Here is a 25,070-nt window from a genome sequence, read left to right on the forward strand (position 1 = left end):
ATATAATAAAAGAATAAAAGGAATTTTATGAATAACATTACTATTAATTACGCAAAGGATAGCAAATTAACCGATTTTGGAAAAGCAGTTCTATCAGACAGGTATTTAATAGAAAATGAAAGTTACCAAGACCTCTTTGCACGTATTGCTAATTACTATTCTGATAACAAAGAACATGCGCAGCGTCTTTATGACTACATGAGCAACTTGTGGTTCATGCCTTCAACACCAATACTCAGCAATGGTGGCACCAAGAGAGGGTTGCCTATCTCTTGCTTTCTTAATGAAACCGAAGACAGCTTGCAGGGAATAGTTGACTTATGGAATGAAAATGTTTGGCTTGCTGCACGTGGAGGAGGCATAGGTAGTTATTGGGGAAATTTACGTTCAATTGGTGAAAGTGTAAAAGGTAGTGGTAAAACATCAGGAATTGTACCATTTATTGTGGTGCAAAATGCTCTAACGCTCGCAATTAGTCAGGGATCCTTAAGGCGAGGAAGTTCAGCAGTCTATCTTCCTGTATCTCATCCGGAGATAGAAGAGTTTCTGGATTTGCGCAAGCCAACAGGCGGTGACCCAAATCGCAAAGCGTTAAATATACATCATGCTGTAATAGTAACAGATAAATTTATGCAGGCTGTTGAGAATGATCAAGAATGGAATTTAATAAGCCCTCACAACAATAAGGTTATTTCAACTGTAAAAGCGCGGGATATATGGATCAAAATATTAACAGCAAGAGTTGAAACTGGAGAACCTTACATTATTTTCCTTGATGCAACAAATAACAATAAGCCAGAATCTTACAAAAAGCTCAACTTAGACATCAAGATGTCAAATCTATGCAGTGAAATAACTTTAACTACAGGTTATGATCACCTGAATAAGTCACGCACTGCTGTGTGTTGTCTATCATCCGTAAACCTTGATTACTACGAAGAATGGAAAGACAATAAACTCTTCATAGAAGATATAATGCGCTTTCTTGATAATGTATTGGAAGATTTCATAAATAAAGCACCGAATGAAATGCAGCGAGCAAAATATTCTGCAGCCAGAGAACGCAGTATTGGTCTTGGTGTGATGGGTTTTCATTCATTTTTACAAAGCAAAATGGTTCCTTTTGAATCAGTAATAGCACAACAATGGAATAAAAAAATATTTAAGTATTTACGTGAGCAAGCAGATATAGTTTCTAAAAAATTAGCAGAGGAAAAGGGGGCATGTCCTGATGCCAAAGAAGTTGATCTAATGGAAAGGTTTACACACAAGCTCGCTATTGCTCCAACTGCCTCAATCTCCATTATTGCAGGCAATACCTCTCCTGGAATAGAGCCATATGCAGCAAACGTATTCATACAAAAGACACTGACAGGCTCATTTGTAGTGCGAAATAAATTCTTGCAAAAACTATTAGCAGAAAAAAATCAAGACAATGATAAAATATGGTCTTCAATTTCGACAAACGAGGGTTCCGTTCAGCATTTAGATTTTCTTAGTGAGCATGAAAAATTGACATTTAAAACAGCGTACGAGCTTGATCAAAGATGGATTATAGAACATGCAAGTGATAGAACTCCGTATGTTTGTCAGTCTCAATCAGTCAATCTGTTCTTGCCTGCCAACATACACAAACGTTACTTGCATAAAATACACATGCTTGCCTGGAAAAAAGGATTGAAGAGCTTATATTACTGCAGATCACAATCAATGCAGAGAGCTGACAAGGTTTCGCATGACATATTCAAAAAAAGTGAAATATTGCAACACAAAACAGATATTGACTACGATGAATGTTTGTCATGCCAATAGTGACCTTATTCAAAAAAAGTAGAGAGAAAGTTAAGCAAATGGGTAAGGAAATATAATAGACTTCTTGCATAACCATATAACGAACTTTTCTTGGGAATAGAAACGAAAAAACTTCCTTGACAAACTCCGCCAGCCCCCTTATCATGATAGTGAAGGTATTCAGTTATCTTCATCTGTGCAGGTTAAACAGCAAGAAAACAACGTAGTTGGCGTCTTATTTTTAATTTTTTGCACTATGTGCACCTTATGTCTTCACAACATTTCTGGGTTTTTACCTATATAAGCTGAAACGCGCTTATAAGTCGTTTAAGACAGTATAGTACGCCAATTTGCAGGATTAGAGAGTGACAACTAGCTAACACGGGGTTTCTTTTGCCTTTTTTTCTGCTTAGTAAATTTCTTAAACATTTAAACTAATGTGAGTTGCATTTAAAAGCAGCTAAATTGCAGTGTTTAAGACTTAAAAAACGCCAATACTGAAAATAGACAATGACTAGGGCTTCTTTTGCCTTTTTTTTCGTTTGGTAAATTTCTTAACGTTTGTAGCTAAAAGAGCCCAAGAGAGGTGTCATCCCGCTGCTTGTTAGCGGGATCTATGTTAAGAGATACCGCGAATGAATCGCGGTATGACGTAGGACTGCTGTCATCCCAGTGTCTGGGCACTGGGATGACAGGAGAAGGAGGCTACTTGCATGACACCATTCTTTTTCCTGAATCCAAGTAGTCAAGCTACTCGGATGACACCATTTACAACCACTCCCCTACCCTTTCTAGCTGTTTATAGCTATTAAATCTCAGGAATTTATCAAAATATGGAGAGGCAATAAAGGGTGTGGAATTACTTAAATAATTAGATAAAAAACCAGGCAGATCATTTTTTAATTCTTGCATTTTGTATCTATAATTTTGTATAGAAATAACTTTTATTTTATCATAATCAAGTTTCCAATAAGCAAGTTCTGAAACTTCTCTTTTTGTTATATGTTCTACCGCTAAGGCTTGCAAAATTAACTGTGGAAAAAACCCCGACATCACTTCTTCATTGGAAGGTGGTGAACCAAGCTTATAGTCTATAATTGCTACTTGCCCACTTGGTAGATACTCAACTCTATCACATCTTGCTGTCAGTAAAATTTCTTGTGGGATCAGATCTCTATTTGTCATCCAAGCAGTTTCATACTGGGATACATCATCACAAGAAATATAGATTCCAGCGTCACGCGCTGGAATATGAAATATCGGACAGGTAAAACTCTTTTCCAACTCAACATAATTGCTTCGAGTCTCATCAAATTCGACAAAAGATTGAATTATCCTTTGCAGTCTTACCCACCACATATTTGAAAAATTAAACTGACTAGTCGAGAATGCTTTTCGTGCAATGCTCATTGGCGACTTTTTGTTGCGTAAATATCTTGCAAGAATGTTGTGCACCATAGTGCCAAATTCCAATATCGATGGCTTAAAATTCAAGTCTCTTAATTGTTTAAGGCCCAGTATATATTCAACGTAAAATGAATAAGGATTACGAATTAGCTTTTCTATTGCACTGCAAGACATCACCTGCATTCTTTCTTTTCTAACTTCGGTTTGAGGTTTTGGCATAGGCTGAGTACATGGAACAGTACATTCAGGCGTATTTAATATCCTCAGCCAATCGCGATACGGCTGTTTCCCCTCCTTGAGCAGAATTTCCAAACGCTGCAATAGAATTGGTTTTCTATGGCTTAGCGATCTTGTAATATAAACCTTACTTGCGCAAAACAAATTGTGTAAAGTATAAAAAAAATACCCCTGCTCTTCTTGCGCAGAAGGAAGGTTAAATTTTTCTCTCGTAAGTGCATTCAAAAGCGGACTTTGAAAGCTTGGCGCTTCATTAAATCCAGCGAGTATTACAACTTTGTTGTGATATAAGCTGAATTTATTCAAGTCATTTGCTACAGAGAAAAACTCTTTCTCTAAAAATAAGGTCAGAATTTGGCTATATAACTCTAAGGAGCACTTAATTTCTATACCCTCACATGCATTCAAGAAATTACAGGTGAAATTACCTATTTCACTATTTAGCTCTGAAAAATTTATACCAGATAGCACATTAATACACTGCAAATGAGTTGCCACCACATCAGAAATAGGGCAATTTATAGAGTTAAGTAAAAGATTAAGTATAGCCTCTAACCTATTGATAATAAGCAATATATCCTCTTTATGTTTTAGCTTTTTATAGGTATTAATAGCATCTATAATATCTTTAAGGCCATTTGTACTAAAGTTGCGTAATATCTCTATTTCAAATTCAGATAAAATCTGAGAGTACTCTTCTTGAGTGTAATCAAAAGTCACTAGCCTATGTTTAAGGAGCGAAAGTAATGACACACTGCTCCAATTTGAGGTCAAAACTTCGATACTATAAAGTAGGAGTGTTATATAAGGATAATTTTCCGGTATGGCACTGTGTTGCCTTGATAAACATGCTATACGAGCTGCAAGTAATTTATCAAAGACAACCAAAGAAACGTTTTCATAACCTTCATTTTCTATAATTAATGATGTCACTTGTGCTTCTTCCTCTCTGGAATCACAAGTGATGACTTCAATATTGCCAATATGTCCATTACTAACTTTGCTTAGATCGGCAGTTGTATCAAAAATGTAATCTAGATATTCCTCAGGACTTCCTGTCATTCCAGCCCTTTGATTTTTGGTGTATGAACATTGCAATTTGCAGGTAATTTGAGTAGTAGATGGTGTCATTCCAGTGCTTGACACTGGAATCCAGTTTCTATTGCACAGCCACCTGGTGCGCTCATTTAAAGTTAAGTTTTCTGGATCCCAGTGTCTGGGCACTGGGATGACATCAGAACACGCTTCTGGCAGAAAACTCACATCTCTTCTATCTACATTTAAATAATCGAGCAGGTCTTTCAGGCAATATTGATAATGTTTTTTATCAAGTGATTGCCAATCTTTCTCTTTAATTTTCAAATTCAGATTAGGAAAAATTATTTTTCCAAACGGCAGGTCATATATAGCCTTAATTAACGACTTATCCTTTCCAATTCCAACAAAGATTATATGTTGGTCTTTTTGTAAAGAGATTATCATATTGTTTATGTAATCACTCTTATGTTCTAATATATCTACTACTCCTAAATCTTTTAAAATTTTATTCCAACTCTCAATGAGTAAGCTTATGAAATTCTCTATTTTTTTTGAATGTTCATCGAATTGATAACAATCCGTTGTTTGGGTAGATTGAATTTTATCAAGCAATGATGGCAGGCCATAAGCTAAATCAATGGGGAAATTATCATTATTTTTTCTATTCCACTCCAATATGAATTGAATGAGTAGCAGCGTCCTCTTTGTTGGATTGATAACTTTAACTCTATCAAGATTTAATATTAAATCCTCCTCATCGATGTTCTCTAGCGAAACTATCTCTGGCAAAATTATGCATTTTTTAGCGTTATAATTCTTGAACGCACTCAGCAGCGCTATTACATCCCTTTTGCAGGGAAGTATGATCTTTATCTCGGGAATTTTTTCTCTTTCATATTCAGAAAATATGTGCTGAACCAATACATTGAAAAAGGACTCATCCACATTAACGGTAAAAACTCTTCCCACTAACAGTAACAATTAATACAATATTTTATTATATAGAAATCACTCAAAATATAAATGTGCTCGCAGTTTCTTATGCTATGATATATTAAAGTCTTTCACAATATTACATGGCAAACATCAGAATAGAAGTTTTAAATAAATGTGAACAAGTTGGCCGCAGAAGGGTAGTTAATGTTTACTTGATTTACATAAGCAAAGAATTACCATCAAAATTACATGAAGAAATTTGTGGGCTATTTTATAATAAAGTCATACAAGACTGCCGTTATTATTCCTACAATGAAAACCTTGAAGAAGTTCAATATAACTTCATAGAACCACAAGCAAAGTGGGGCTTGGAGATAAGCTTTTTACCTGGCATGACCGACAATGTAGGCAACACAGCAAAACAAATTATTACAGAATATTTAATAAGCAAAGGCTATATCGACCAGCCTGTCATCCCAGCCCTCCCTTCTGTCATCCAAGTAGCTGACACTGGGATCCAGAAAGAGAAAACGCAGATTCCAGCGTCACGCGCTGGAATGACACCAATTGAGATCAAAGCAAGAAGTTCAAAATTGATTCTAAGTCAAGGGAATTTGCCAACTGAAGATGATATAAAACAAGAATTCAACCCTATCACTGAATATTGCACACTTATCTGTAAGAACTATAGCTGGAAATATTATGGTAAATCGAATACAACACCTGGTGTCATCCCAGTGCCCCGACACTGGGATCCAGAAAATTTCAAGCAATTGTATAATGCAAACTGGATTCCAGTGTCAAGCACTGGAATGACAGAAGGTAGGGTTGGGATGACAGAGGATAGTACTAAGTCTGTTGACCTCAATGTGAGTGACCAAGAGCTTGAAAAAATCAGCAGAGATGGAATCGATGGTAATGGCACTTTAGGGCTCTCGCTGGCAGCAATGAAAGCTATAAAGGATTACTTTAAAAAACTCGGTAGAAATCCATATGATATTGAACTTGAGTCTCTGGCACAGACTTGGTCTGAACATTGTAAACACAATATTTTTTGCTCCCCTATTGATGAAATAAAAGACGGTCTATATGCTCATTATATTAAGCGTGCAACGCGTGAGATAAATTCTGACATATGCGTGTCAGTTTTCTCCGACAACGCAGGAGGAATAATTTTTGATGACGATTACTTGATTGTAGATAAAGTTGAAACTCACAATAGCCCTTCAGCTCTTGATCCATTTGGTGGAGCAATGACCGGAGTGCTTGGAGTTAATCGTGATATAGTGGGTTTCGGGAAAGGCGCGGAGCCTATAATGAATACCTATTACTTTTGCTTTGCCAAAGAAGCAAAAGGCAAATTTTATAGGGACAAGGAGCGTACTGATGAGATTTTACCGCCAAAATATATAATGAAAGAAGTGATTCATGGCGTTAATGTTGCTGGCAACTGCTGCGGTATTCCAACACAACTTGGATCAGTATATTTTGACGATAGATTTTGTGGAAAGCCGCTGGTCTTTGTTGGAAGTGTTGGAACTATTCCGCGCAGTATAAATAATGTACCTTCACACATCAAAGGGCCTAAAAACGGCGATAAAATCGTAATTATTGGTGGAAGAGTTGGAAGAGATGGAATTCACGGTGCAACGTTTTCTTCAGAGGCTTTGTCGGGAAACAGCCCTTCAACGATTGTGCAAATTGGCGACCCCATAACACAAAAAAAACTATCCAATGCCGTCATAAAAGCAAGAGAGCTTGGTCTTTATAATGCAATAACGGATAATGGAGCAGGCGGTCTATCATCGTCCATTGGTGAAATGGGAAAAGACGGATTTGAAGTTGATTTGAGCAAGGTTCTCCTTAAAAACGATGGTATGGCTCCGTGGGAAATATGGATATCAGAATCACAAGAGAGAATGACCTTAGCAGTGCCAGAAGAAAATCTTCCTATGTTTAAGCAAATCATGAAAAAACATGATGTGGAGGTTTGTGTGATTGGAGAGTTTAACGAAAGTGGTAAAGCTGTTGTTAAATGTCCTGAAGGGAAAGTAATAATGGACATCGAAACTGAATTTCTGCATGACGGTAATCCCAAAGTGCATTTACAGACAAAGCCATGGTCTAAAGCCCCCTCCCCTTTCATCCAAGTAGCTGACCAGCCAGCGTCACGCGCTGGAAATCCGTCTTTTTTAGAAGTCGAGCTAAAAGAAATGCTAAGCAGACCAAACATACGCAGCAAAGAGTTTATAGTGGTGCAATATGACCATGAGGTTCAAGGATCGTCAATACTGAAACCACTGCAAGGCAAGGGAAGAGTGTGCAGTGAAGCTGTTGTCTCGAGGCCAGTCCTTTCTTCAAACAAAGGTGTTGTAAAATCGCAGGGATTTGGCTCAAGTTATGGAGAAATTGACACTTATCACATGGCAGCATGTGCGATTGACACTGCAATACGCAACTACGTAGCTGCAGGAGGAAATATAAATCATCTAGCGTTGCTCGACAATTTTTGCTGGTGCGATGCTTATAATCCAGAAAGGCTATGGCAGCTAAAGAGAGCTGCAGAGGCTTGTTACGACTTTGCAACTGCATTTAAAACGCCATTCATATCCGGAAAAGACAGTATGTTCAATGACTTCAAGGGATATGACGAAAATGGCGAGAAAGTGATGATATCTGCACCACCTTCATTACTCATTTCAGCAATTGGAGTTATAGAAAATATTGAAAATGCGGTATCGCTTGATGTGAAAATGCCAGGGGACTTGATATATGTGCTTGGTACAACCCACGATGAGCTTGGTAGATCTGAATATCAGTTATATAGTGGAATAGATAATAACAACGTGCCAAAAGTTGATGCAAAGAGCGCTAGGAAGTTGTATGAGCGTTACAACCAGGCAATAAAAGATGGCATAATTGCCTCTGCAATTGCACCAAACTTGGGCGGATTAATTATTGCTCTGGCAAAATCGCTAATTGCAGGAGACCTTGGTGCTGAAATCGATCTTTCACTAGTACCAATAGGAAAAACACAAAATACAGACATAATAAACAAGATAATAATGTTTTCTGAATCGCAAAGTAGAATTTTGGTTACTATTGCACCACAAAATCAGCAGAGGTTTGAAGAATTGTTTAAAGGCGTAGTTTATTCATATATTGGTGAAGTAACAGAGAAAAAGGTGCTAAACATAAAGGATGTTTTAAAAGTAAATCTGAAAGATTTGGGAAATAGTTATTATATAGCTAAAGTAACTTAGGTTTACAGACGATTTGATAAACGACAAACTCGTCATCCCGCTGCTTGTTAGCGGCCGCGGCGGTATGACGTAGGAAAACCTTTCTTGGGTAGCTATAGCATGTCAGTTTAAAATGTTTTTTGTTTTCCATTAGGTTAAATAACTCTTTCACTATGTGCAATATTTACTTAAAATAAATGTATGTTATTAAATTTGGGTAGGTAATTATGTCTATTTTACCGACACTCTTATTTATCAGTCTTTCTTTACTCAACGCTTCAAATAAATTGATGATATGTGCTGCTTTATTTATAGGAGCTGCTTTAGTTGTAAATTCAATGGTTGAATTTTATGGCAAAGAAAAAGCTACGTATAGCTTAATAGTGTGTACAGCGCTATGCTGTATTTTAAAATGGCAAAGTTTTAGTTTGATGATATTGACTTCATATGCTGCAATTTTAGTATCTCTTCTCTCAAGCATAATTGTTTTTGAAAAATTGAAGTCCAAGTTGAATTTTCATATGGCAAATTTCATTACTTTAATTATGGCATCAGTAATTGATAGTGCCGTTGTATGTGTTGGATTACTATACAAATTTTCTGCAGGTAAATGCTTAGCAATATATATTAGAGATTTAATTTTTAAGTTTTCTTATGCGTCAGTATTAAGCATCTGCTTGTTTGTAGGAATGTATTTATTTTGCTTGGCGAACAAGAAGTATTTTAAGATTTCCACATAACCTGTTTTCTGATATAGCTAAACTGACTTTGGGTCCTGGGGATGTATTTGGTGGTCCTAATACGTAACAACAGTTTAGAATTTATAGGTAGTAGATTTGCCCTAAGACTCTAACACAAGTTGTACAGCCCTACGTCATACCGCCCGGTATCTCAGCATAGATTCCGCTAACAAGTAGCGGAATGACGATTTACCAAACGCTGCCTAATTTTCCGTAACAGTTGAAAAAATCAATAGAAAATCAACATATCACTGTAAATTCATGTATTTTAAGGCTATAATGGTTAAAATACGTTATATAGTATAATATGGACGATTTTATAAGAGTTAAGGGTGCAAGGGAACATAATCTGCAAGGTATAGATGTCAATATACCGAAAAATAAGCTAGTTGTTATAACTGGGCTAAGTGGTTCTGGTAAATCTAGTCTCGCATTTGATACGATTTATGCAGAAGGCCAACGCCGATACGTTGAAAGCCTATCAGCTTACGCGCGTCAATTTCTCAACATTCAGGATAAACCAGATGTTGAGTCGATTACAGGTCTTTCCCCTGCAATATCTATCAACCAGAAATCGATCTCAAAAAATCCAAGGTCAACAGTTGGAACTGTTACCGAAATTTACGATTACTTGCGCTTAGTATATGCACGAATAGGGGTTCCTTATTCACCTGCAACTGGATTACCGATAACAAAGCAAACTGTATCTCAAATTGTAGATACTATAATTGCGTTACCTTTAGAAACTAAAATATATATACTTGCCCCTGTTGTGCGTGGTAGAAAGGGAGAACATCTCAAAGAGATATTGGAAATTAAAAGACAAGGTTACGTAAGGTTCAAAATAGATGGTGAAGTGTACAATGTAGATGACTTGCCTAAACTCGATAAGAACAAGAAACACGACATTTTTGTGGTTGCAGATAGAATATCAATATTGGGCGATATAGGAAATCGACTGCCAAGTAGTATAGAATCCGCACTAAAACTTGGTAATGGTCTAATGTGTGTAGAAGTAGTAAACCTACCTGACAACCATAATTCCGAGTATAAAAATGGTCAAATTCTGACTTTTTCAGAGAATTTTGCATGCCCCGAGTCTGGTTTCACTCTTGAGGAAATAGAACCAAGATTATTTTCTTTTAACAGCCCTTACGGTGCATGTGGTTCGTGTAATGGGCTTGGTAAAAAGCTGGCTGTTGATGTAAAGCTGATAGTGCCAGATGAAACTCTTTCAATATCTGAGGGTGCTTTAAAGCCAGTAGGACCAATGTTCCGTCAAGTGCACACAAGTTATGGATTTCTAAAAAGTGCAATTCTATCACTGGCTGAAAATTGTAAATTTAGCCTTGATGTTCCGTGGAAGAACATAGATCAAGAAGTAAAAGATATGATACTCTTTGGCTCTAATAAATTTCAAGGTTTGATCAGTATCTTGGAGAACCAGATGGATTATGATGAAACGCTTGTTGAGCGATACTGCTCTGTTATTCATTGTAAGGAATGTACTGGCCATAGATTGAGAAAAGAAGCACTCACAGTAAAAATTGATAGCAGACATATAGGTGAAATATCAGGGCTCAGCATCGATAAATCCCTTAAGTGGTTTGAAAATTTGCCAGACAAGCTCACAGAACAACAGAAGCAAATCTCAAGTAAAATATTAAATGAAATAATCAAGAGGCTAGCATTTCTAAAGAATGTAGGGTTGAATTACCTAACGCTCGATCGAGAATCTAGCACTCTCTCTGGCGGTGAGAGTCAGAGGATCAGACTTGCTTCGCAAATTGGCTCTGGTTTAACAGGAGTGCTGTATGTGCTTGATGAACCCTCGATAGGCCTTCATCAATGCGATAATGATCGGTTAATTGCTACACTGAAAGACTTGAGAGACATGGGTAACACTGTAATCGTTGTTGAGCATGATGAAGATACAATAATGGCTGCTGATTATGCGATTGATATTGGTCCTGGAGCTGGCGTAAATGGTGGAAAAGTTATTGCAGAAGGAACACCAGACCAGGTGCAAAGAAATTCAGGGAGCATAACAGGGCAATATTTGAGTGGAGAGAAAAAAATTTTAATTCCAAGGAGAAGAAAGCAAGCAACTCAGTTCATAAAAGTAATAAATGCATGTGAAAATAACTTAAAAAATGTGAACGTTAAATTTCCTATAGGGAATCTTATTTGTGTTACTGGAATATCAGGAGGGGGAAAATCAAGTTTAGTCATAGAAACGTTATATAAATATTCAGCACATAAGATATATCATTCGTCTGCACGGTATGGTCGGTGTGATAGAATAGAAGGCCTTGAATATATAGATAAAGTTATAGAAGTTGATCAGTCGCCAATTGGTAGAACTCCTGCGTCAAATCCAGCAACATATGTCGGTATGTTTACTCATATAAGAAATTGGTTTGCAGTTCTTTCGGAGTCAAAAGCAAGGGGATATAATATAGGCCGGTTTTCATTTAATACCAGAGGGGGAAGGTGTGAGGCTTGTAAAGGTGATGGGCACTTAAAGATAGAGATGCATTTTCTACCGGACGTTTATGTGAAGTGTGAGCAGTGTAAAGGGCGAAGGTATAATCGTGAAACATTGGAAGTTACTTATAAAGGAAAATCAATCTCTGATGTGCTTGATATGACGATAGATCAGGCTTGTGATTTTTTTGAAAACCTTCCAATGGTAAAAGAAAAGTTGGTTTCTTTGCAGGAAGTGGGGCTTGGCTATATAAAACTCGGACAGTCGTCAACAACGTTGTCTGGGGGTGAAGCACAACGAATAAAGCTGTCCAAAGAGCTATCAAAACGATTTACCGGAAGAACATTGTATATTCTTGATGAGCCAACAACTGGATTACACTTTGAAGATATAAATAACTTACTAAAAATACTCCATAGATTAGTCGATCTGGGAAACACTGTTATAGTTATCGAGCACAATTTGCACGTTATAAAAACTGCAGATTATATAATAGACATCGGACCAGAGGGCGGAATAAAAGGCGGAGAAGTGATTGCTACAGGAACTCCAGAAGAAGTGGCAAAAATTCCAGAAAGTGTTACAGGCAGGTATCTTAAAACGTATTTATTATAAACTATTTCTTAATTATATTAGGCTAGGTTGCATATTTATGATTTGGAGATAAGAATGTCAGTATATCGACACTTTAGAAGGTACGTTGAATATGGAGTTGTACCTGCTAAGAGAGCAGAAGATTGCACACTAGTTCCAGAAAATAGTTTCTATAAGTCTGTACATTATGTTGATAATATATTAGGACCTGTAAAAGATGTAATTTGTGGAGTTGAGAGTAAAGACGATTATAACAAGTATAATAAAAACAATGATAAATGTGAATACGTGGGCCACAGAGCAGAGGAAGTGTTTCCACTTTGTGAACGGGGTGCTTTTCTAGCAGCTAGCATAATATTGCAACCTTTATTTTTGATGGTGGCATATTCGTCATACTTTCCAGCCAAGTTATTGTCAAAAATAACAGGGGACTATTGTTTAAAAGCAAGTACAAAATCATTAGTTGATCATTCAAATGCATTTTTAAGTGCTGGGCAAGATTGTGCTAGTGCAGTAGCTGAAGTATTTAACAAGATTGTAAGTTATTCTTGCGCTGCTATCATTTGGGCTGCCGCGTCAATGATAACGCCACTTGTGTGGGCTTGCAACAAAGTGCAAAGTAAGTTAAGTGAAATACAGGAGCCAGAAAAACATCAGCTTTTATCTAATCGGAGTGATTCGGAGACTACTTTAGTCAATGGTATACCGCAAACTTATAAGTTCTGCTTTTTCAGCAGTGGCTCAGTTTGAATTACATTGAGATGAAATAAAAAGTGAAAGAGTGTAAGCACAAGTTACTTTAGCTATACTATATAAATTTTATAATATATTTAATGAATTGTGAACCTTCTCTTACTAAAAAAAGCTACAAATCTTATATTTCCGAACGTATGCGTAAGTTGCGAATATATCATTGATGAAAATCTTAATCTATGTAGTGAATGCAACAAAAAAATCAATTTTCTAACTAAGCATTACTGCAATGTTTGTGGCGTAGTAATCTCAGACGATATTCATACGTGTGGTAAGTGCATCATCAATCCTCCACCGTTTAAAGTATTAAGATCAGTTTTTGCTTATGATCAACATAGTAAAAACATGATTATAAATTTCAAATTTTTTGATAATTTGAATTACGTAAAAATCTATGCAAAGTGGATACACCAAGCTAATCAGGATACGTTTCAGAACGCAGAGGTCATAATTCCTATACCGTTACATAAAATGCGCTTGTTTAAACGTAAATATAATCAAGCAGCATTGCTTGCAAAAGAGTTGAGTAAGTTGTCCAATTTATCCTATACGCCATTTGCAATAAAACGTCTTCGCCATACTGCGCCTCAAGCTGGTCTTTCACTTAAACAGCGTGAAAAAAATTTGAAAAAGGCTTTTAGCATAACCAACAAGAAAATTATCGAAAATAAAATCGTGATATTAGTTGATGATGTGGTAACAACCGGAGCAACTGTAAGATCTTGCTCTCAGGAAATTTTAAACTCCGGTGCAAAAGAAGTGAGAGTGCTATCGCTTGCAAGAACGGTGAATGATTGGACCTCTTGCATAAAAAATTAGCAGTCAGTGTCATCCAAGTAGCTTGACTACTTGGATCTATTTTTTTCTAGATTCCAGTGCCAGCGTTACGCACATAGCTGTACGAACATTGTCTGCCAAGAAGGGTGTCATCCCAGTGCCCCGACACACAGCTGTACGAACATTGTCTACCAGGATGATGTCATCCCAGTGCTTGACACTGGGATCCAGGAAAGTTTGCTTGTAAACTGATTTGTTGAGTATGAAAAGTAGCTGATCTTATACTAAATTGATAAGGTTGCATAAAAAGCTAAATTCCAGCATCAGCTACTTTCATGACACCAATCCCTGCCATCCACTGGATCTATGCTCTTTTTTTCCTGGATCCCAGTGTCAAGCACTGGGATGACATCACTTTTGCTTCAATATTCGCACATTAGCCACGTCCCTGAACAGATACGGAGGTAAGCCCATTGTGAAAATCAGTATGTTAAGGCATGATTTTTAATAACCTCAACATCACTAAACTCAAAGGTTTGATTCCCTATGATTTGAAATCTTTCGTGCCCCTTTCCTGCAACTAGCAGAATCATACCCTCGTTATAGGCAATATCTACTCCTTTCTCTATAGCTTCTCTTCTATCTTCTATCTCTAGCGCATTAGGGCAATGTAGTAAAATACCACGACGAATTTCTGCAGGATTCTCATCACGCGGATTGTCATCCGTGATTATCACTTTGTCTGCATATATTTGTGCTACTTTACCCATTTCTGCGCGTTTTGTTTGATCACGATTGCCACCACAACCAAAAACTAGAATTATTTTTTTATTGAAGTGCCATTTTAAAGACAATAGGGCTTGTTTAAGCGCACTTGGAGTATGAGCATAATCCACAAATGCAAAAGGTTTCACTTTTTCCATTCTTCCTGGTGGAGAAACGAGTTTTTCTACGCATATTTCTCTGTAATTCAGTCCAGACGAGGTAACTATACCCATTGCACACAACAGATTATATGCTTGAAATTGCCCCAGAACCGGAAAAAACGTATCATAAATTTCACCACCAATTTTTATTGTAAGGTGTTGACCATTAGGGGTTGGTGTTTGCTCCAATAAAGTAATATCAGAGCCTGTTTTTCCATAGGTGATAATTTTGTTGCTGCGTTTTTCAGCTATCTTAAGCAACGCGTAGTATTCATCTATATCCGCATTTAAAATCGCTGTTTTTCCTTCTGGTAATACCTCGTAAAATAACCTTTTTTTAGTTTCTAAATATTCACCAAGATTTTTATGGTAATCTAAATGATCTTGCGAGAAATTAGTAAAAGCTGCAGCACTCAACTTTAATCGATGGATTCTATATTGATCAATCCCATGACTTGATGCTTCTAACACTAAGTGTTCTACATTTATACCATGCAATGTTGCGCAAAGGTCATCTGTATCTGGAGTGGTAAGACTGTTGCTATTACCTTTTCTACCATTATTGATGCATGTTCCAAGTGTTCCAATAGACGCAGCATTATAGCCAGAGTTTTGCCAGATCTGGCGGCAAAATTCTACTACTGAAGTTTTACCATTCGTACCCGTTACAGCAGCAACATATTTGGGCTGTTTGAATTGATAAAACCTGCTGACTATTTCGCTGTATATTTCTTGAGGATTTGGGTGGAAAATATGAATTCCAGCGTCACGCACTGGAATGACACCATTTGTTATGCAATCACTTGCAATTATCGCTTTAGCTCCACAAGATAATATCTGATCTATGTAAATCCTATCCCTTTCTGACACACAAACGAAAAGATAACCTTCCTTGACTCTCTTGGGATTACATGTAACGCCCTTGATTTCAACGTCAAAGTTAACATCAACAATATCATGCAGTAATTCTCTCAGTTTCATGTCCTACTTCATCGTTTTGAAAGTCTAAACATGGTAACCTTTTTAGTGCGTCATTAAGGTCAAAGATTAAATCTTCAGGATCTTCCAGTCCACAAAATATTCGCACGAAACTTCCACCACAATCTGAATTCATTACAGATCTTGACATAGATCTACGATCTACTGGTAATATCAAACTGTCGCACCCTCCCCAAGAAGCACCAATACTAAAAATTTTCATATGATCAACCATGCAGCTTAGTTCTTCACATGAATATTCTCTATCCAGTGCTATACTGAATGTGCCGCTTGCTCCTTTGAAGTAACTTTTCCATAATTCGTGTTGAGGATGGGAGGGAAGTGCTGGATATAAAACCTTTCTAACTTTTTGCTGTGCTTCTAGCCACTTTGCCACTTCCATTGCTGTATTTTGGTGCCTTTTCATACGTGTGTGCAGTGTTCTTAGTCCCCTGTGTGCAAGGTAGCAGTCGTGCGATTGAATGGTTACTCCATAATTTTTATAGCTCTCATAAAGCAATTTAAAAATTTCACCTTCAGCAATAATAGCTCCCATAACTAAATCTGAGTGACCGGCTAGATACTTTGTCACTGAATATAGTGCAACATCAATTCCATAATCAAGCGGCTTAAATAACAAAGGAGTGGCCCATGAATTGTCGCAAACGGTTACGATTACATGTTCTTTAGCAACTTTTACTATATGCTCTATATTCGAAATCTCAAACATTATAGAACCAGGAGTCTCGATCATTATCAATGAAGTATTACTCTGAATTAAATCAGTTATATCCTGCGTTGGATCATAAAAAGTTACTTCTGTTCCTCTTTTTGGTAGCTCATTTTCTGCAAACCTCCTAAGCCTATAATAACTATTATCTTGAATTAAAACGTGCGAGCCTGCTTTAGTGAAAGTCAAAATAGCAAAAGTAAGTGCAAATAGTCCGGAAGGATAAATAAGCGCTTGTCCACTCCCTTCAATTTCAGCCAGTGCATTTGAAAGATAATGGACAGTAGGAGTACCAACATTACTGTAGCTATAATCCCTTGCAACACCATCGTTGATTACATCGTATATACTTTCTCCATTTGCTGCATTTAAGTAGTCCTTGTAAGTAGGAAATAATATGGTAGAAGAATGATAAACTGGCGGGTTCATAGAACCTTTATAGTCATTAAATTTTCTTCCTGCTTTAACTAATATAGACTCTTCCTTCACATTTTTATTATTTATTTTTTAAATTGTACTCGTTTTGCGTATACAAGTGAAGAGAAATTGCATGTATTAGCTCTATCTCACCCTTCAATAACTCATAAATCAACTTATGTCTTTTTAGAATGCTCATTCCAATAAAGCCGTCAGATATTAATATTAATTTAATGTGCGAAGGTAATGTTGAAGATGAAGCAAAATAATGATCAGCATGCTTTGCTGATTCATCGACAATGTTGATATCAATTACATCTATCGAATCGCGTATCTTTTCTTCTATTGTTTTAATAATATCCATAATGGTTTCTTTAAGCAACAACATGCTCCTCTTGTCATCCAAGTAGCTGACACTGGGATGACAGGAAAAGTGATATAACAATACACCCTTATTTATTCTCTTCCTTATTATCTATGTCTTGATAATCAGAATCTACTACTTTTTCTTCTTTATCATTTGGATTCCCTTCTGATGAAAAGCCATTTCCAGCACTATTTTGTTGTGAGGCATTATACATAGCTTCTCCAAGTTTCATAGATAATTGAGAAAGATTAGTAACTTTCTGCTGGATTGAATCAGCGTCATCAATGTTATCAGATTTACTAACTTCTTTTAATTCGTTAACTGCATTTTCAATAGCAGATTTATCTTCTGGTGAAACTTTATCACCATACTCTGTCAGAGACTTTTCTGTAGAATGAACTAAACTATCCGCTTGATTCTTCACTTCAATAAACTTTTTGCGCTTTTCATCTTCTTGCGCTTTTTCTTCAGCTTCTTTTACCATGCGATTTATTTCATCATCAGATAGACCACCTGAAGATTGAATGCGTATTTTTTGCTCTTTTCCAGTAGCTTTATCTTTTGCAGAAACGTGTGCTATTCCATTTGCATCTATGTCAAATGTTACTTCGATCTGAGGAACTCCACGAGGAGCAGGAGGTATCCCTTCCAAACTAAACTGACCAAGTAGCTTGTTATCAACCGCCAATTTTCTTTCACCTTGATGTACCTTAATTGTAACGGCTGTTTGGTTATCTTCTGCAGTTGAAAACACCTGAGATTTTTTAGTAGGAATAGTAGTATTACGTTCAATAAGTGGAGTGAATACTCCTCCTAGAGTCTCAATACCAAGAGAAAGTGGAGTCACGTCAAGTAGTAACACATCTCTTACATCACCTTGAATGATTCCCGCCTGTATTGCAGCTCCAATTGCTACAACTTCATCAGGATTTACTCCTCTATGTGGATCTTTGCCAAAGAATTCTTTAACTTTCTCTATGACTTTTGGCATACGAGTCATGCCACCAACGAGAACCACTTCGCCAATTTGACTAGCAGACAAACCAGCATCCTCAAGAGCTTTTTTACAAGGAGCCATAGTTCTTTCGATTAAACCATTCACTAAGCTTTCAAGTTTTGCTCTCGTTAATTTCATATTTAAGTGTTTTGGACCACTTGCATCAGCTGTAATAAACGGTAGATTTATTTCCGTTTCCATTGCACTTGATAATTCAATTTTCGCTTTTTCAGCAGCTTCTTTGATTCTTTGCATAGCCATTGGATCATTTTTCAAATCAATGCCATTACTTTTCTTGAATTCATCTAGTAAATAACTCACTATTGCGTTATCAAAGTCTTCACCTCCAAGATGAGTGTCACCATTTGTAGCCTTTACTTCAAAAACCCCTTCACCTATTTCAAGTATTGAGACATCAAATGTACCACCACCAAGGTCATATACCACTATTGTGTGCCCATGTTTCTTATCAAGACCATAAGCAAGCGCTGCAGCAGTCGGTTCATTTACTATTCTGAGCACATTTAATCCGGCGATTTTTCCTGCATCTTTTGTTGCTTGACGTTGAGAGTCGTTGAAGTATGCTGGCACTGTTATCACAGCATCTTTTACTTCCTCTCCAAGATAAGCTTCTGCTGCTTCTTTCATGTTTTGTAGTATGAATGCACCAATTTGACTAGGAGAGTATTCTTTATTATCAGTGGTTTTAACCCATGCGTCACCATTTTTTGCTGCAAACACTTTATACGGCACGTTTAGATTTTTCATTTCAGAATCACCGTATTGACGGCCTATTAATCTCTTAGTAGCAAAAAAAGTATTACTTGCATTGGTGGTTGCTTGTCTTTTTGCAGGAGCGCCAATCAACCTTTCTCCTGACGAAGTAAATGCAACTATAGATGGAGTAGTTCTTGCCCCTTCTTTATTTTCTATTACCTTTGTATCCTTGCCCTGCATTATTGCAACACAAGAATTTGTTGTTCCGAGATCTATGCCTATTGCTCTTCCCATAATGAGTACCCCATTGTAAATATTATCTGATATAAGAATATATAAGTATAGGACTTATTAATTACAAGCCCAATTTAGGGTTTCTAATTAGTTATTAGAACTTAAAAAGCGCGAAAGCCATTTAGTCAGCCAAAAATTGCCTCGTAGTTTATTTGAATTATCAACTTCTTCATTGCTGCTATCCTCAATTTGGTATCCAGAGTTCTGTAATGGCTTATAACCGTTTGAATTAACATCATCTCCTTGTTTTAAAACAAATGTATTTACATCTAAACTGTTATCAATACTAATGTTAAATGTAATATTAAACTCTTTTTCGATTGTAGAAACTGTATTCCTTTTACTATTAAAAATATGCGCTATAACCGCACTATGCGCTACTAAATCAAAAGACTTATTTTGGTTCCTATGAGCAATGTGTTGTAAATCCCTTAGTATCGATGCAACAATTACTTCGTTCGATTTTACTCTTCCAATACCCTTGCAGTGTAAACACTCTGTAGTATTAATTTCTTGTATGTTTGGTTTAATTCTTTGTCTTGAAAATACCATTAAACCAAAGTCATTTATGTAGCTAAATTGAACTTTAGCTTTATCGTCTTTAAACGCTTGCTTTATAGCAGACTCAACAGCTCTGCAATACTGATATTTCAACATGTCAATAAAATCGACTACTATTAATCCTGATAGGCCCCTAAGATTCACCTGTCTTGATATTTCAGGTACTGCTTCCATATTGGTTCTATAAGCTGTTTCTTCTATGCTATCTTCTCCTGTCATCTTTCCTGAATTTACGTCTATTGAAACAAACGCTTCAGTTAAAGTTATTACCAAAGACCCACCAGATGGCAACTCTACCCTATTGCTATATAACTCAGAAATTTGATCTTCGATTCCATAGTAAGTAAAGATTGGGATAGAACCTCTATACAATCTGTAACGCAACTTACTACCTTTTAATGCATTTTTAGTATATTGTCTCACTGCTTCAAAAGCTTCCTTCCCAGATACTATGACTTCTATACCATCGCTACAAAAATCACGAACAGATCTCATAATTACATCTGCTTCGTTGTAAATTAATGATGGAGCATTTACAGAGAAGGCATTTTTTTGAATGCTCTGCCATAATGAGGATAAGTAATTGTAATCCTGCTCAATTTCTTTCTTATCTTTTCCTGAACCAACAGTTCTTACTATTAAACCTGATCTTTTTGGCAAGTTTATTGAACTCAGTATATCCTTTAACTGCTTTCTGACATTAGCATCTTCAATTCTGCGAGACACTCCACCTTTACTCATGGAATTTGGCATGAAAACACAGTATCTACCCACTAAAGTTATGTATGTTGTAAATGAAGCTCCTTTATTGCCTCGTTCCTCTTTAGTTAGCTGGACCAATACTTTTTGATTTACTGAAATAACATCTTGTAATTTGTATTTTTTATATAAAGGTACCTCTCTTACAAAACCACTACCTAACTCGTTGACATTCCTACTAGCTGCAGAATCTGAAGAAACATTTGCTGAAGCTTCTTCTGTACAATCGTCATTTGAGTAGCCCTCAAAGATAGTTTCCTTTTCTTTTTCTGGAATATTGAAGTAATCTAGAGATATCTCGGAAAAAGATAAAAAACCTTGCTTGTTTTTTCCATATTCAATAAATACGGCTTGCAAAGAAGGCTCTATACGCTTTACATAAGCAACGTATATATTACCTCTTAATTGTTTTTTTTCCTTGAATTCTTGTTCAAATTCTACAACCTTATTATTAACTGATAAGGCAACTCTTACCTCATTAGAACAGGCAGAATTTTCTATCAATAATAACCTTTTGCCACTATTTGCCACTTATTTACCGTTTGCTTTTCATTCTGAAGTTAACTTCATGCTACTTAATGCACTGTTGATTGTCAAGAATTTTACGATCTGCATTATTCGGTTGACTTTTAGTGTTTTGCGTAATAAACTCGCATAGAATTTATTATATCATTATAAGTATGGCGAAAAAAAATGCTTCTTTGCTCGTTAAGTTAGTCAGCACTGCAATCAAGATAACAAAAACTGGTGAAGAAAAATCAACTGGCTATTTTTATGTAAAAAAGCGTAATCCAAAAAAGCTCACCAGAAAACTGGAGTTTAGGAAGTATGACCCAGTAGTCAGAAGGCACGTATTATTTAAAGAAGAAAAATTAAAGTAGTTTTTTTATAAGGAATTTTATTATTATGCAAAATTTACAATTAAGTTATCCTATAATAGTAGAGTTGGGGGATGTAAAAGATACAAAACTGAAATTAATAAAGGTCATTGCACAATTAATAAGTAAGAGGTACAAAACACAGAAAAAAGCAGCAAGCGCTCTAAAGACTGATCAACCTAAAGTATCTCAAATCAATAGGTCAAAAATCGAAGGGTTTTCCTTAGAATACTTGCTTAACTTATTGATTGCATTGGACCAAGACATAAACGTAAGAATAAAGCATAATTCTAAACCTGTATAATATGTAAAGGACAAATGGTGATTTAAATGCAGAACAATAAAACAGTAAGTCAGAGGCATTTTAAAAAGAACTTGTTACTCAACAAAACAAGATTTGAAATTTTGTGCAATGCTATTGATTATAGCTAGATATGCATCTTTTCCAGGCTCTATGTCTGATCCAATAGGATCAAGAACTACCATTTTTGCGTCATTAGAAAGAGCATTAGGCTTTATGCTATCTTCTTGTGAATGAGCAAATATACATTTAACGTTTTCTTCCTTTATTATCTTTTTTAGCTTCATTAAACTCTTCATACCTATGTACGAATCCTCTTCTATAGAAAGAATGGCGCTTGGGTGATTTAAACCAAAATATTTTTCAAAATATTGATAAGCATCGTGAGTGACGATGTATTTTTGATTTTTAAAATCATTCAGTTCTTTCACGATTTCTTTTACTTCTTGGTCTATTTTTTTTATGGCTTTTGTTGCATTAGAGTTGTATCGATGGAAATTTTCTTTATCTATTTTAGACAATGTTGCACTTATAAAAAGTACCATGCTCTTTGCATTTTCGGGACTCAGCCAAATGTGTAGGTCTTTTTCATCTTGAGTATTGGTAATTTTTCTAGAAAATGAATGTGGCCGAGCAGGAAGTAGGTTGATTACCTTTGACAATTGCACTAGTTCTTTATTATTTTTGGCGAAAGTTTGAACAAACGTCTCTAAGTTATCGTCAGTGTAAAATATAACATCACTTGATTCCAAATTACTCGCATCAGACGGCTTTAATATATAATTATGCGCAGATGTTGCATAGCCAAGCAATTCCGGTTCTAAAATCCCTTCTGTCACAGAAGCTACAAGTGAGTGGATAGGTTTGATTGTAGCTACAACTTTTAAATTGGATGAAAAGGCAATATTATAGTATAGTGTAAATGAAAGTAATAGAAAAAAAGGCAGTAAATGTCTCATATAAACGTTGAGAAGAAGTTAAATTTTGCCAAAAAGTTAAATAATGTCAATAATCGTGTTCTAAAAATAGAAAATCTTGCTCTCACATATGATGGTAAAAGAATCCTTGACAATATCAATATGTTCATGGAAAGAGGAGACGTAATTACAATACTTGGTCCAAATGGTGGAGGTAAAACCTCTTTAGTGAAAGCAATTGCTGGCATAAATAAAAGCTGTACCGGTAGTATCGTATTTGCTGACAACATAAAAATTGGCTATATGCCGCAAAATTTTAGTATTAGTAATTTGATGCCAATAACAGTTGAATATTTCCTTTTAAATAGCTCCCTGAAAAGACTAAAGAAAAATCAATCCATTATTACAGAAGCGATAGAGTTGGTTGGTATCGGTAACATTTTGAAGAATCAAGTGTTAGAAATTTCTGCAGGGCAAACACAACTACTACTGCTTGCACGTTGTTTAATTGCAGAACCTGACTTGATCATTCTAGATGAACCAGTTAGTGCAATGGATATTAACGCGCGGGCTAAATTTTATGATATTATAAATAAAATAGCAAAAAAACGATTGGTATCGATTCTTATGACTTCTCATGATCTTAACTCTGCTCTACCATCCTCAGATTACGTAATTTGTATAAATAATACTATCTATTGCCAAGGCAAGCCTGATGAGATTATGAAAAATAGAACCCTAAATGAAATATTTAGCAGTTACGCAGCAAAATGATTCAAAATATTTTGCGTCTTCTGCACATAACTACAGTGCTGACACGTTACAATATATTACCTTATTTACTTCCACCATCAAAGAAATCAATAAATAAAATACAAGGCCATAAGCTAAAGTGTGCTCTTGAAAAATTAGGTCCGGTGTTCATTAAGTTTGGGCAGTCTATCTCATCACGTACTGATGTTTTAAATGAGGATATAACAAATAACTTGTTATTGATATGTGATAGATTGCCATCATTTTCACATAAAATAGCAGTTAAAACTATAGAAAGTGAGTTTAATTGTAAATTGAGCGACATTTTTTCAAGCTTTTCTGAAAAGCCAATTGCAGCAGCATCGATTTCTCAGGTGCATAGAGCGGTTACAACTGAGGGTAAGGAAGTTGCTGTGAAGGTTTTAAGGCCAAATATTGAGAAAACATTCTCAAGGGATATAAAAATGCTTTCTTGGCTCGCAGAAATTGCAGAAAGATTTAGCGAACAATCAAAAAGGCTGAGGCCAATTGAATTAGTCAAAACTTTTGCTGAAATTTGCCGATTAGAGTTAGATCTACGTTTTGAAGCTGCTCACTCTTCAGAACTAAAGGAAAACACAAAAAATGACAGAGGTTTTTATGTACCTGAAATAGATTGGAATAGAACTGCAAAAAAGGTTTTAACATTAGAATGGATAGAAGCAACACCAATATACGAAGTTGAAAAACTGAATAATCGTAAGCAAATAGCTATCAATCTTATAGAATCGTTTTGTAGTCAGGTATACAGGGATTGTTTTTTTCATGCTGATATGCATCCTGGAAATCTAATGGTTGATAGTAATAACAATATTATTGCCCTGGATTGTGGAATCATGGGTAGAATAGATCGTGAGACATGCTATTACGTTATAGAGATACTCAAAGGCTTTTTAAATCGGGATTATGACCACGTTGCAAAAATGCACTTTAAAGCTGGTTACGTTTCATCACAGCATAGAAATTTTGTCACAGCTTGCAGGGCAATAGGTGAACCCATTATTGGGCAGCCTATACAGAAGATTTCATTTGCTAGTTTACTTGCTCAGCTATTAAAAATAACTGGTGATTTTGATATGAAAGTTCAAACACAATTGTTATTGCTGCAGAAAACTATGATTTTACTGGAAGGGACATGTAGAAAGATCTACCCAGAAATCAATATGTGGAAAGTAGTTGAAGCGTGGATAAGCAGTCAACATGAAAGTAAAATAGGGTATAGGGAAAAAATTAGAAATTCTTATCCTGTAAAAACAATCCAAGGGATATTTAGCCTTATAGAAAAATTAAACCTAATAGCTGATAAAAAATTAGAAAACATCCAAGTTAAAAATAAATCAAATGGAAAAGTCTATTTTTTACTGTGGTTTGTAATTATAATTCTAATCGTTAAATTTTTAATTTTTTAAACTATGGGAAAAAACTGCGTCAAA

The 25,070-nt window shown here is 35.9% G+C and carries 17 protein-coding genes; 10 read left to right on the plus strand and 7 right to left on the minus strand.

The window, feature by feature from the left end; all coding sequences use genetic code 11:
• The first annotated feature begins 27 nt into the window (after positions 1–27).
• A complete protein-coding gene (locus WKH12_RS02140; protein WP_434732522.1) occupies positions 28–1,812 on the plus strand; it encodes a ribonucleoside-diphosphate reductase subunit alpha in 1,785 nt (594 codons plus the stop codon).
• A 747-nt stretch (positions 1,813–2,559) separates the two neighbouring features.
• On the opposite strand, the gene WKH12_RS02145 is transcribed toward WKH12_RS02140, so the two are convergent.
• Positions 2,560–5,442 carry a WPE palindromic element domain-containing protein gene (locus WKH12_RS02145; protein ID WP_434732523.1) on the minus strand — a complete coding sequence of 961 codons (2,883 nt, stop codon included), beginning with the start codon at positions 5,440–5,442 and terminating at the stop codon, positions 2,560–2,562.
• A gap of 107 nt (positions 5,443–5,549) precedes the next feature.
• Between WKH12_RS02145 and WKH12_RS02150 the strand changes: the two genes are divergently transcribed.
• The 5 genes from WKH12_RS02150 to WKH12_RS02170 all read left to right on the plus strand — a co-directional run bounded on the left by WKH12_RS02150 (position 5,550) and on the right by WKH12_RS02170 (position 14,045).
• Entirely contained in the window at positions 5,550–8,672 is a 3,123-nt protein-coding gene (locus tag WKH12_RS02150; protein WP_434732524.1) for an AIR synthase-related protein, read from the plus strand.
• A gap of 206 nt (positions 8,673–8,878) precedes the next feature.
• Complete coding sequence (locus WKH12_RS02155) at positions 8,879–9,391, plus strand: hypothetical protein (protein ID WP_434732525.1); 513 nt, start codon at positions 8,879–8,881, stop codon at positions 9,389–9,391.
• A gap of 307 nt (positions 9,392–9,698) precedes the next feature.
• A complete protein-coding gene (gene uvrA / locus WKH12_RS02160; RefSeq protein WP_434732526.1) occupies positions 9,699–12,494 on the plus strand; it encodes an excinuclease ABC subunit UvrA in 2,796 nt (931 codons plus the stop codon).
• 54 nt (positions 12,495–12,548) lie between these two features.
• Positions 12,549–13,223: a hypothetical protein gene (locus WKH12_RS02165; RefSeq protein ID WP_434732527.1), complete on the plus strand. Its 675-nt coding sequence runs from the start codon at positions 12,549–12,551 to the stop codon at positions 13,221–13,223.
• 90 nt (positions 13,224–13,313) lie between these two features.
• Positions 13,314–14,045, plus strand: coding sequence for a double zinc ribbon domain-containing protein (locus tag WKH12_RS02170; RefSeq protein WP_434732528.1), 732 nt, complete (start codon positions 13,314–13,316; stop codon positions 14,043–14,045).
• Between the two features lie 440 nt (positions 14,046–14,485).
• Here WKH12_RS02170 and WKH12_RS02175 read toward each other — a convergent pair whose 3' ends face one another.
• The 5 genes from WKH12_RS02175 to WKH12_RS02195 all read right to left on the minus strand — a co-directional run bounded on the left by WKH12_RS02175 (position 14,486) and on the right by WKH12_RS02195 (position 21,280).
• Positions 14,486–15,910: a Mur ligase family protein gene (locus tag WKH12_RS02175; RefSeq protein ID WP_434732529.1), complete on the minus strand. Its 1,425-nt coding sequence runs from the start codon at positions 15,908–15,910 to the stop codon at positions 14,486–14,488.
• Entirely contained in the window at positions 15,885–17,126 is a 1,242-nt protein-coding gene (metC, locus tag WKH12_RS02180) for a cystathionine beta-lyase (RefSeq protein ID WP_434732530.1), read from the minus strand. Before metC ends, WKH12_RS02175 begins: the two co-directional genes overlap by 26 nt.
• A 7-nt stretch (positions 17,127–17,133) precedes the next feature.
• Positions 17,134–17,418, minus strand: a complete 285-nt coding sequence (locus WKH12_RS02185) for a BolA family protein (RefSeq protein WP_253309613.1) — start codon at positions 17,416–17,418, stop codon at positions 17,134–17,136.
• Positions 17,419–17,506: 88 nt separating this feature from the next.
• Positions 17,507–19,429 (minus strand): molecular chaperone DnaK, encoded by a 1,923-nt coding sequence (gene dnaK, locus WKH12_RS02190; RefSeq protein ID WP_264731144.1) that lies wholly within the window; start codon positions 19,427–19,429, stop codon positions 17,507–17,509.
• Between the two features lie 87 nt (positions 19,430–19,516).
• Positions 19,517–21,280: an Rne/Rng family ribonuclease gene (locus WKH12_RS02195; protein WP_434732531.1), complete on the minus strand. Its 1,764-nt coding sequence runs from the start codon at positions 21,278–21,280 to the stop codon at positions 19,517–19,519.
• A gap of 149 nt (positions 21,281–21,429) precedes the next feature.
• Here WKH12_RS02195 and rpmG point away from each other — a divergent pair, with 149 nt between their 5' ends.
• Together rpmG and WKH12_RS02205 are read left to right on the plus strand one after the other, a co-directional pair.
• On the plus strand, positions 21,430–21,630 hold the full coding sequence (rpmG, locus tag WKH12_RS02200; RefSeq protein ID WP_064124823.1) for a 50S ribosomal protein L33: 201 nt from the start codon (positions 21,430–21,432) through the stop codon (positions 21,628–21,630).
• Between the two features lie 25 nt (positions 21,631–21,655).
• A complete protein-coding gene (locus WKH12_RS02205) occupies positions 21,656–21,931 on the plus strand; it encodes a helix-turn-helix domain-containing protein (protein ID WP_434732532.1) in 276 nt (91 codons plus the stop codon).
• A 74-nt stretch (positions 21,932–22,005) separates the two neighbouring features.
• Here the strand turns inward: WKH12_RS02205 and WKH12_RS02210 are convergent, their stop codons facing one another.
• A complete protein-coding gene (locus WKH12_RS02210) occupies positions 22,006–22,887 on the minus strand; it encodes a zinc ABC transporter substrate-binding protein (RefSeq protein ID WP_434732533.1) in 882 nt (293 codons plus the stop codon).
• Here WKH12_RS02210 and WKH12_RS02215 point away from each other — a divergent pair.
• Together WKH12_RS02215 and ubiB are read left to right on the plus strand one after the other, a co-directional pair.
• Positions 22,879–23,619, plus strand: a complete 741-nt coding sequence (locus tag WKH12_RS02215) for a metal ABC transporter ATP-binding protein (RefSeq protein ID WP_064124826.1) — start codon at positions 22,879–22,881, stop codon at positions 23,617–23,619. The genes WKH12_RS02210 and WKH12_RS02215 overlap by 9 nt on opposite strands.
• Entirely contained in the window at positions 23,616–25,046 is a 1,431-nt protein-coding gene (gene ubiB, locus WKH12_RS02220; protein ID WP_434732534.1) for a 2-polyprenylphenol 6-hydroxylase, read from the plus strand. Before WKH12_RS02215 ends, ubiB begins: the two co-directional genes overlap by 4 nt.
• Positions 25,047–25,070 lie beyond the last annotated feature (24 nt).

This window comes from Wolbachia endosymbiont of Zygogramma bicolorata (assembly GCF_051130665.1).
GTDB lineage: Bacteria > Pseudomonadota > Alphaproteobacteria > Rickettsiales > Anaplasmataceae > Wolbachia.

Bases quoted from the DNA above. Each gene is read 5' to 3' on its own strand.
- WKH12_RS02140 (WP_434732522.1), top strand. From the start codon at position 28: ATGAATAACATTACTATTAATTACGCAAAGGATAGCAAATTAACCGAT.
- WKH12_RS02150 (WP_434732524.1), top strand. From the start codon at position 5,550: ATGGCAAACATCAGAATAGAAGTTTTAAATAAATGTGAACAAGTTGGC.
- WKH12_RS02155 (WP_434732525.1), top strand. From the start codon at position 8,879: ATGTCTATTTTACCGACACTCTTATTTATCAGTCTTTCTTTACTCAAC.
- uvrA (WP_434732526.1), top strand. From the start codon at position 9,699: ATGGACGATTTTATAAGAGTTAAGGGTGCAAGGGAACATAATCTGCAA.
- WKH12_RS02165 (WP_434732527.1), top strand. From the start codon at position 12,549: ATGTCAGTATATCGACACTTTAGAAGGTACGTTGAATATGGAGTTGTA.
- WKH12_RS02175 (WP_434732529.1), bottom strand. From the start codon at position 15,910: ATGAAACTGAGAGAATTACTGCATGATATTGTTGATGTTAACTTTGAC.
- WKH12_RS02185 (WP_253309613.1), bottom strand. From the start codon at position 17,418: ATGGATATTATTAAAACAATAGAAGAAAAGATACGCGATTCGATAGAT.
- dnaK (WP_264731144.1), bottom strand. From the start codon at position 19,429: ATGGGAAGAGCAATAGGCATAGATCTCGGAACAACAAATTCTTGTGTT.
- rpmG (WP_064124823.1), top strand. From the start codon at position 21,430: ATGGCGAAAAAAAATGCTTCTTTGCTCGTTAAGTTAGTCAGCACTGCA.
- WKH12_RS02205 (WP_434732532.1), top strand. From the start codon at position 21,656: ATGCAAAATTTACAATTAAGTTATCCTATAATAGTAGAGTTGGGGGAT.
- WKH12_RS02215 (WP_064124826.1), top strand. From the start codon at position 22,879: ATGTCTCATATAAACGTTGAGAAGAAGTTAAATTTTGCCAAAAAGTTA.
- WKH12_RS02210 (WP_434732533.1), bottom strand. From the start codon at position 22,887: ATGAGACATTTACTGCCTTTTTTTCTATTACTTTCATTTACACTATAC.
- ubiB (WP_434732534.1), top strand. From the start codon at position 23,616: ATGATTCAAAATATTTTGCGTCTTCTGCACATAACTACAGTGCTGACA.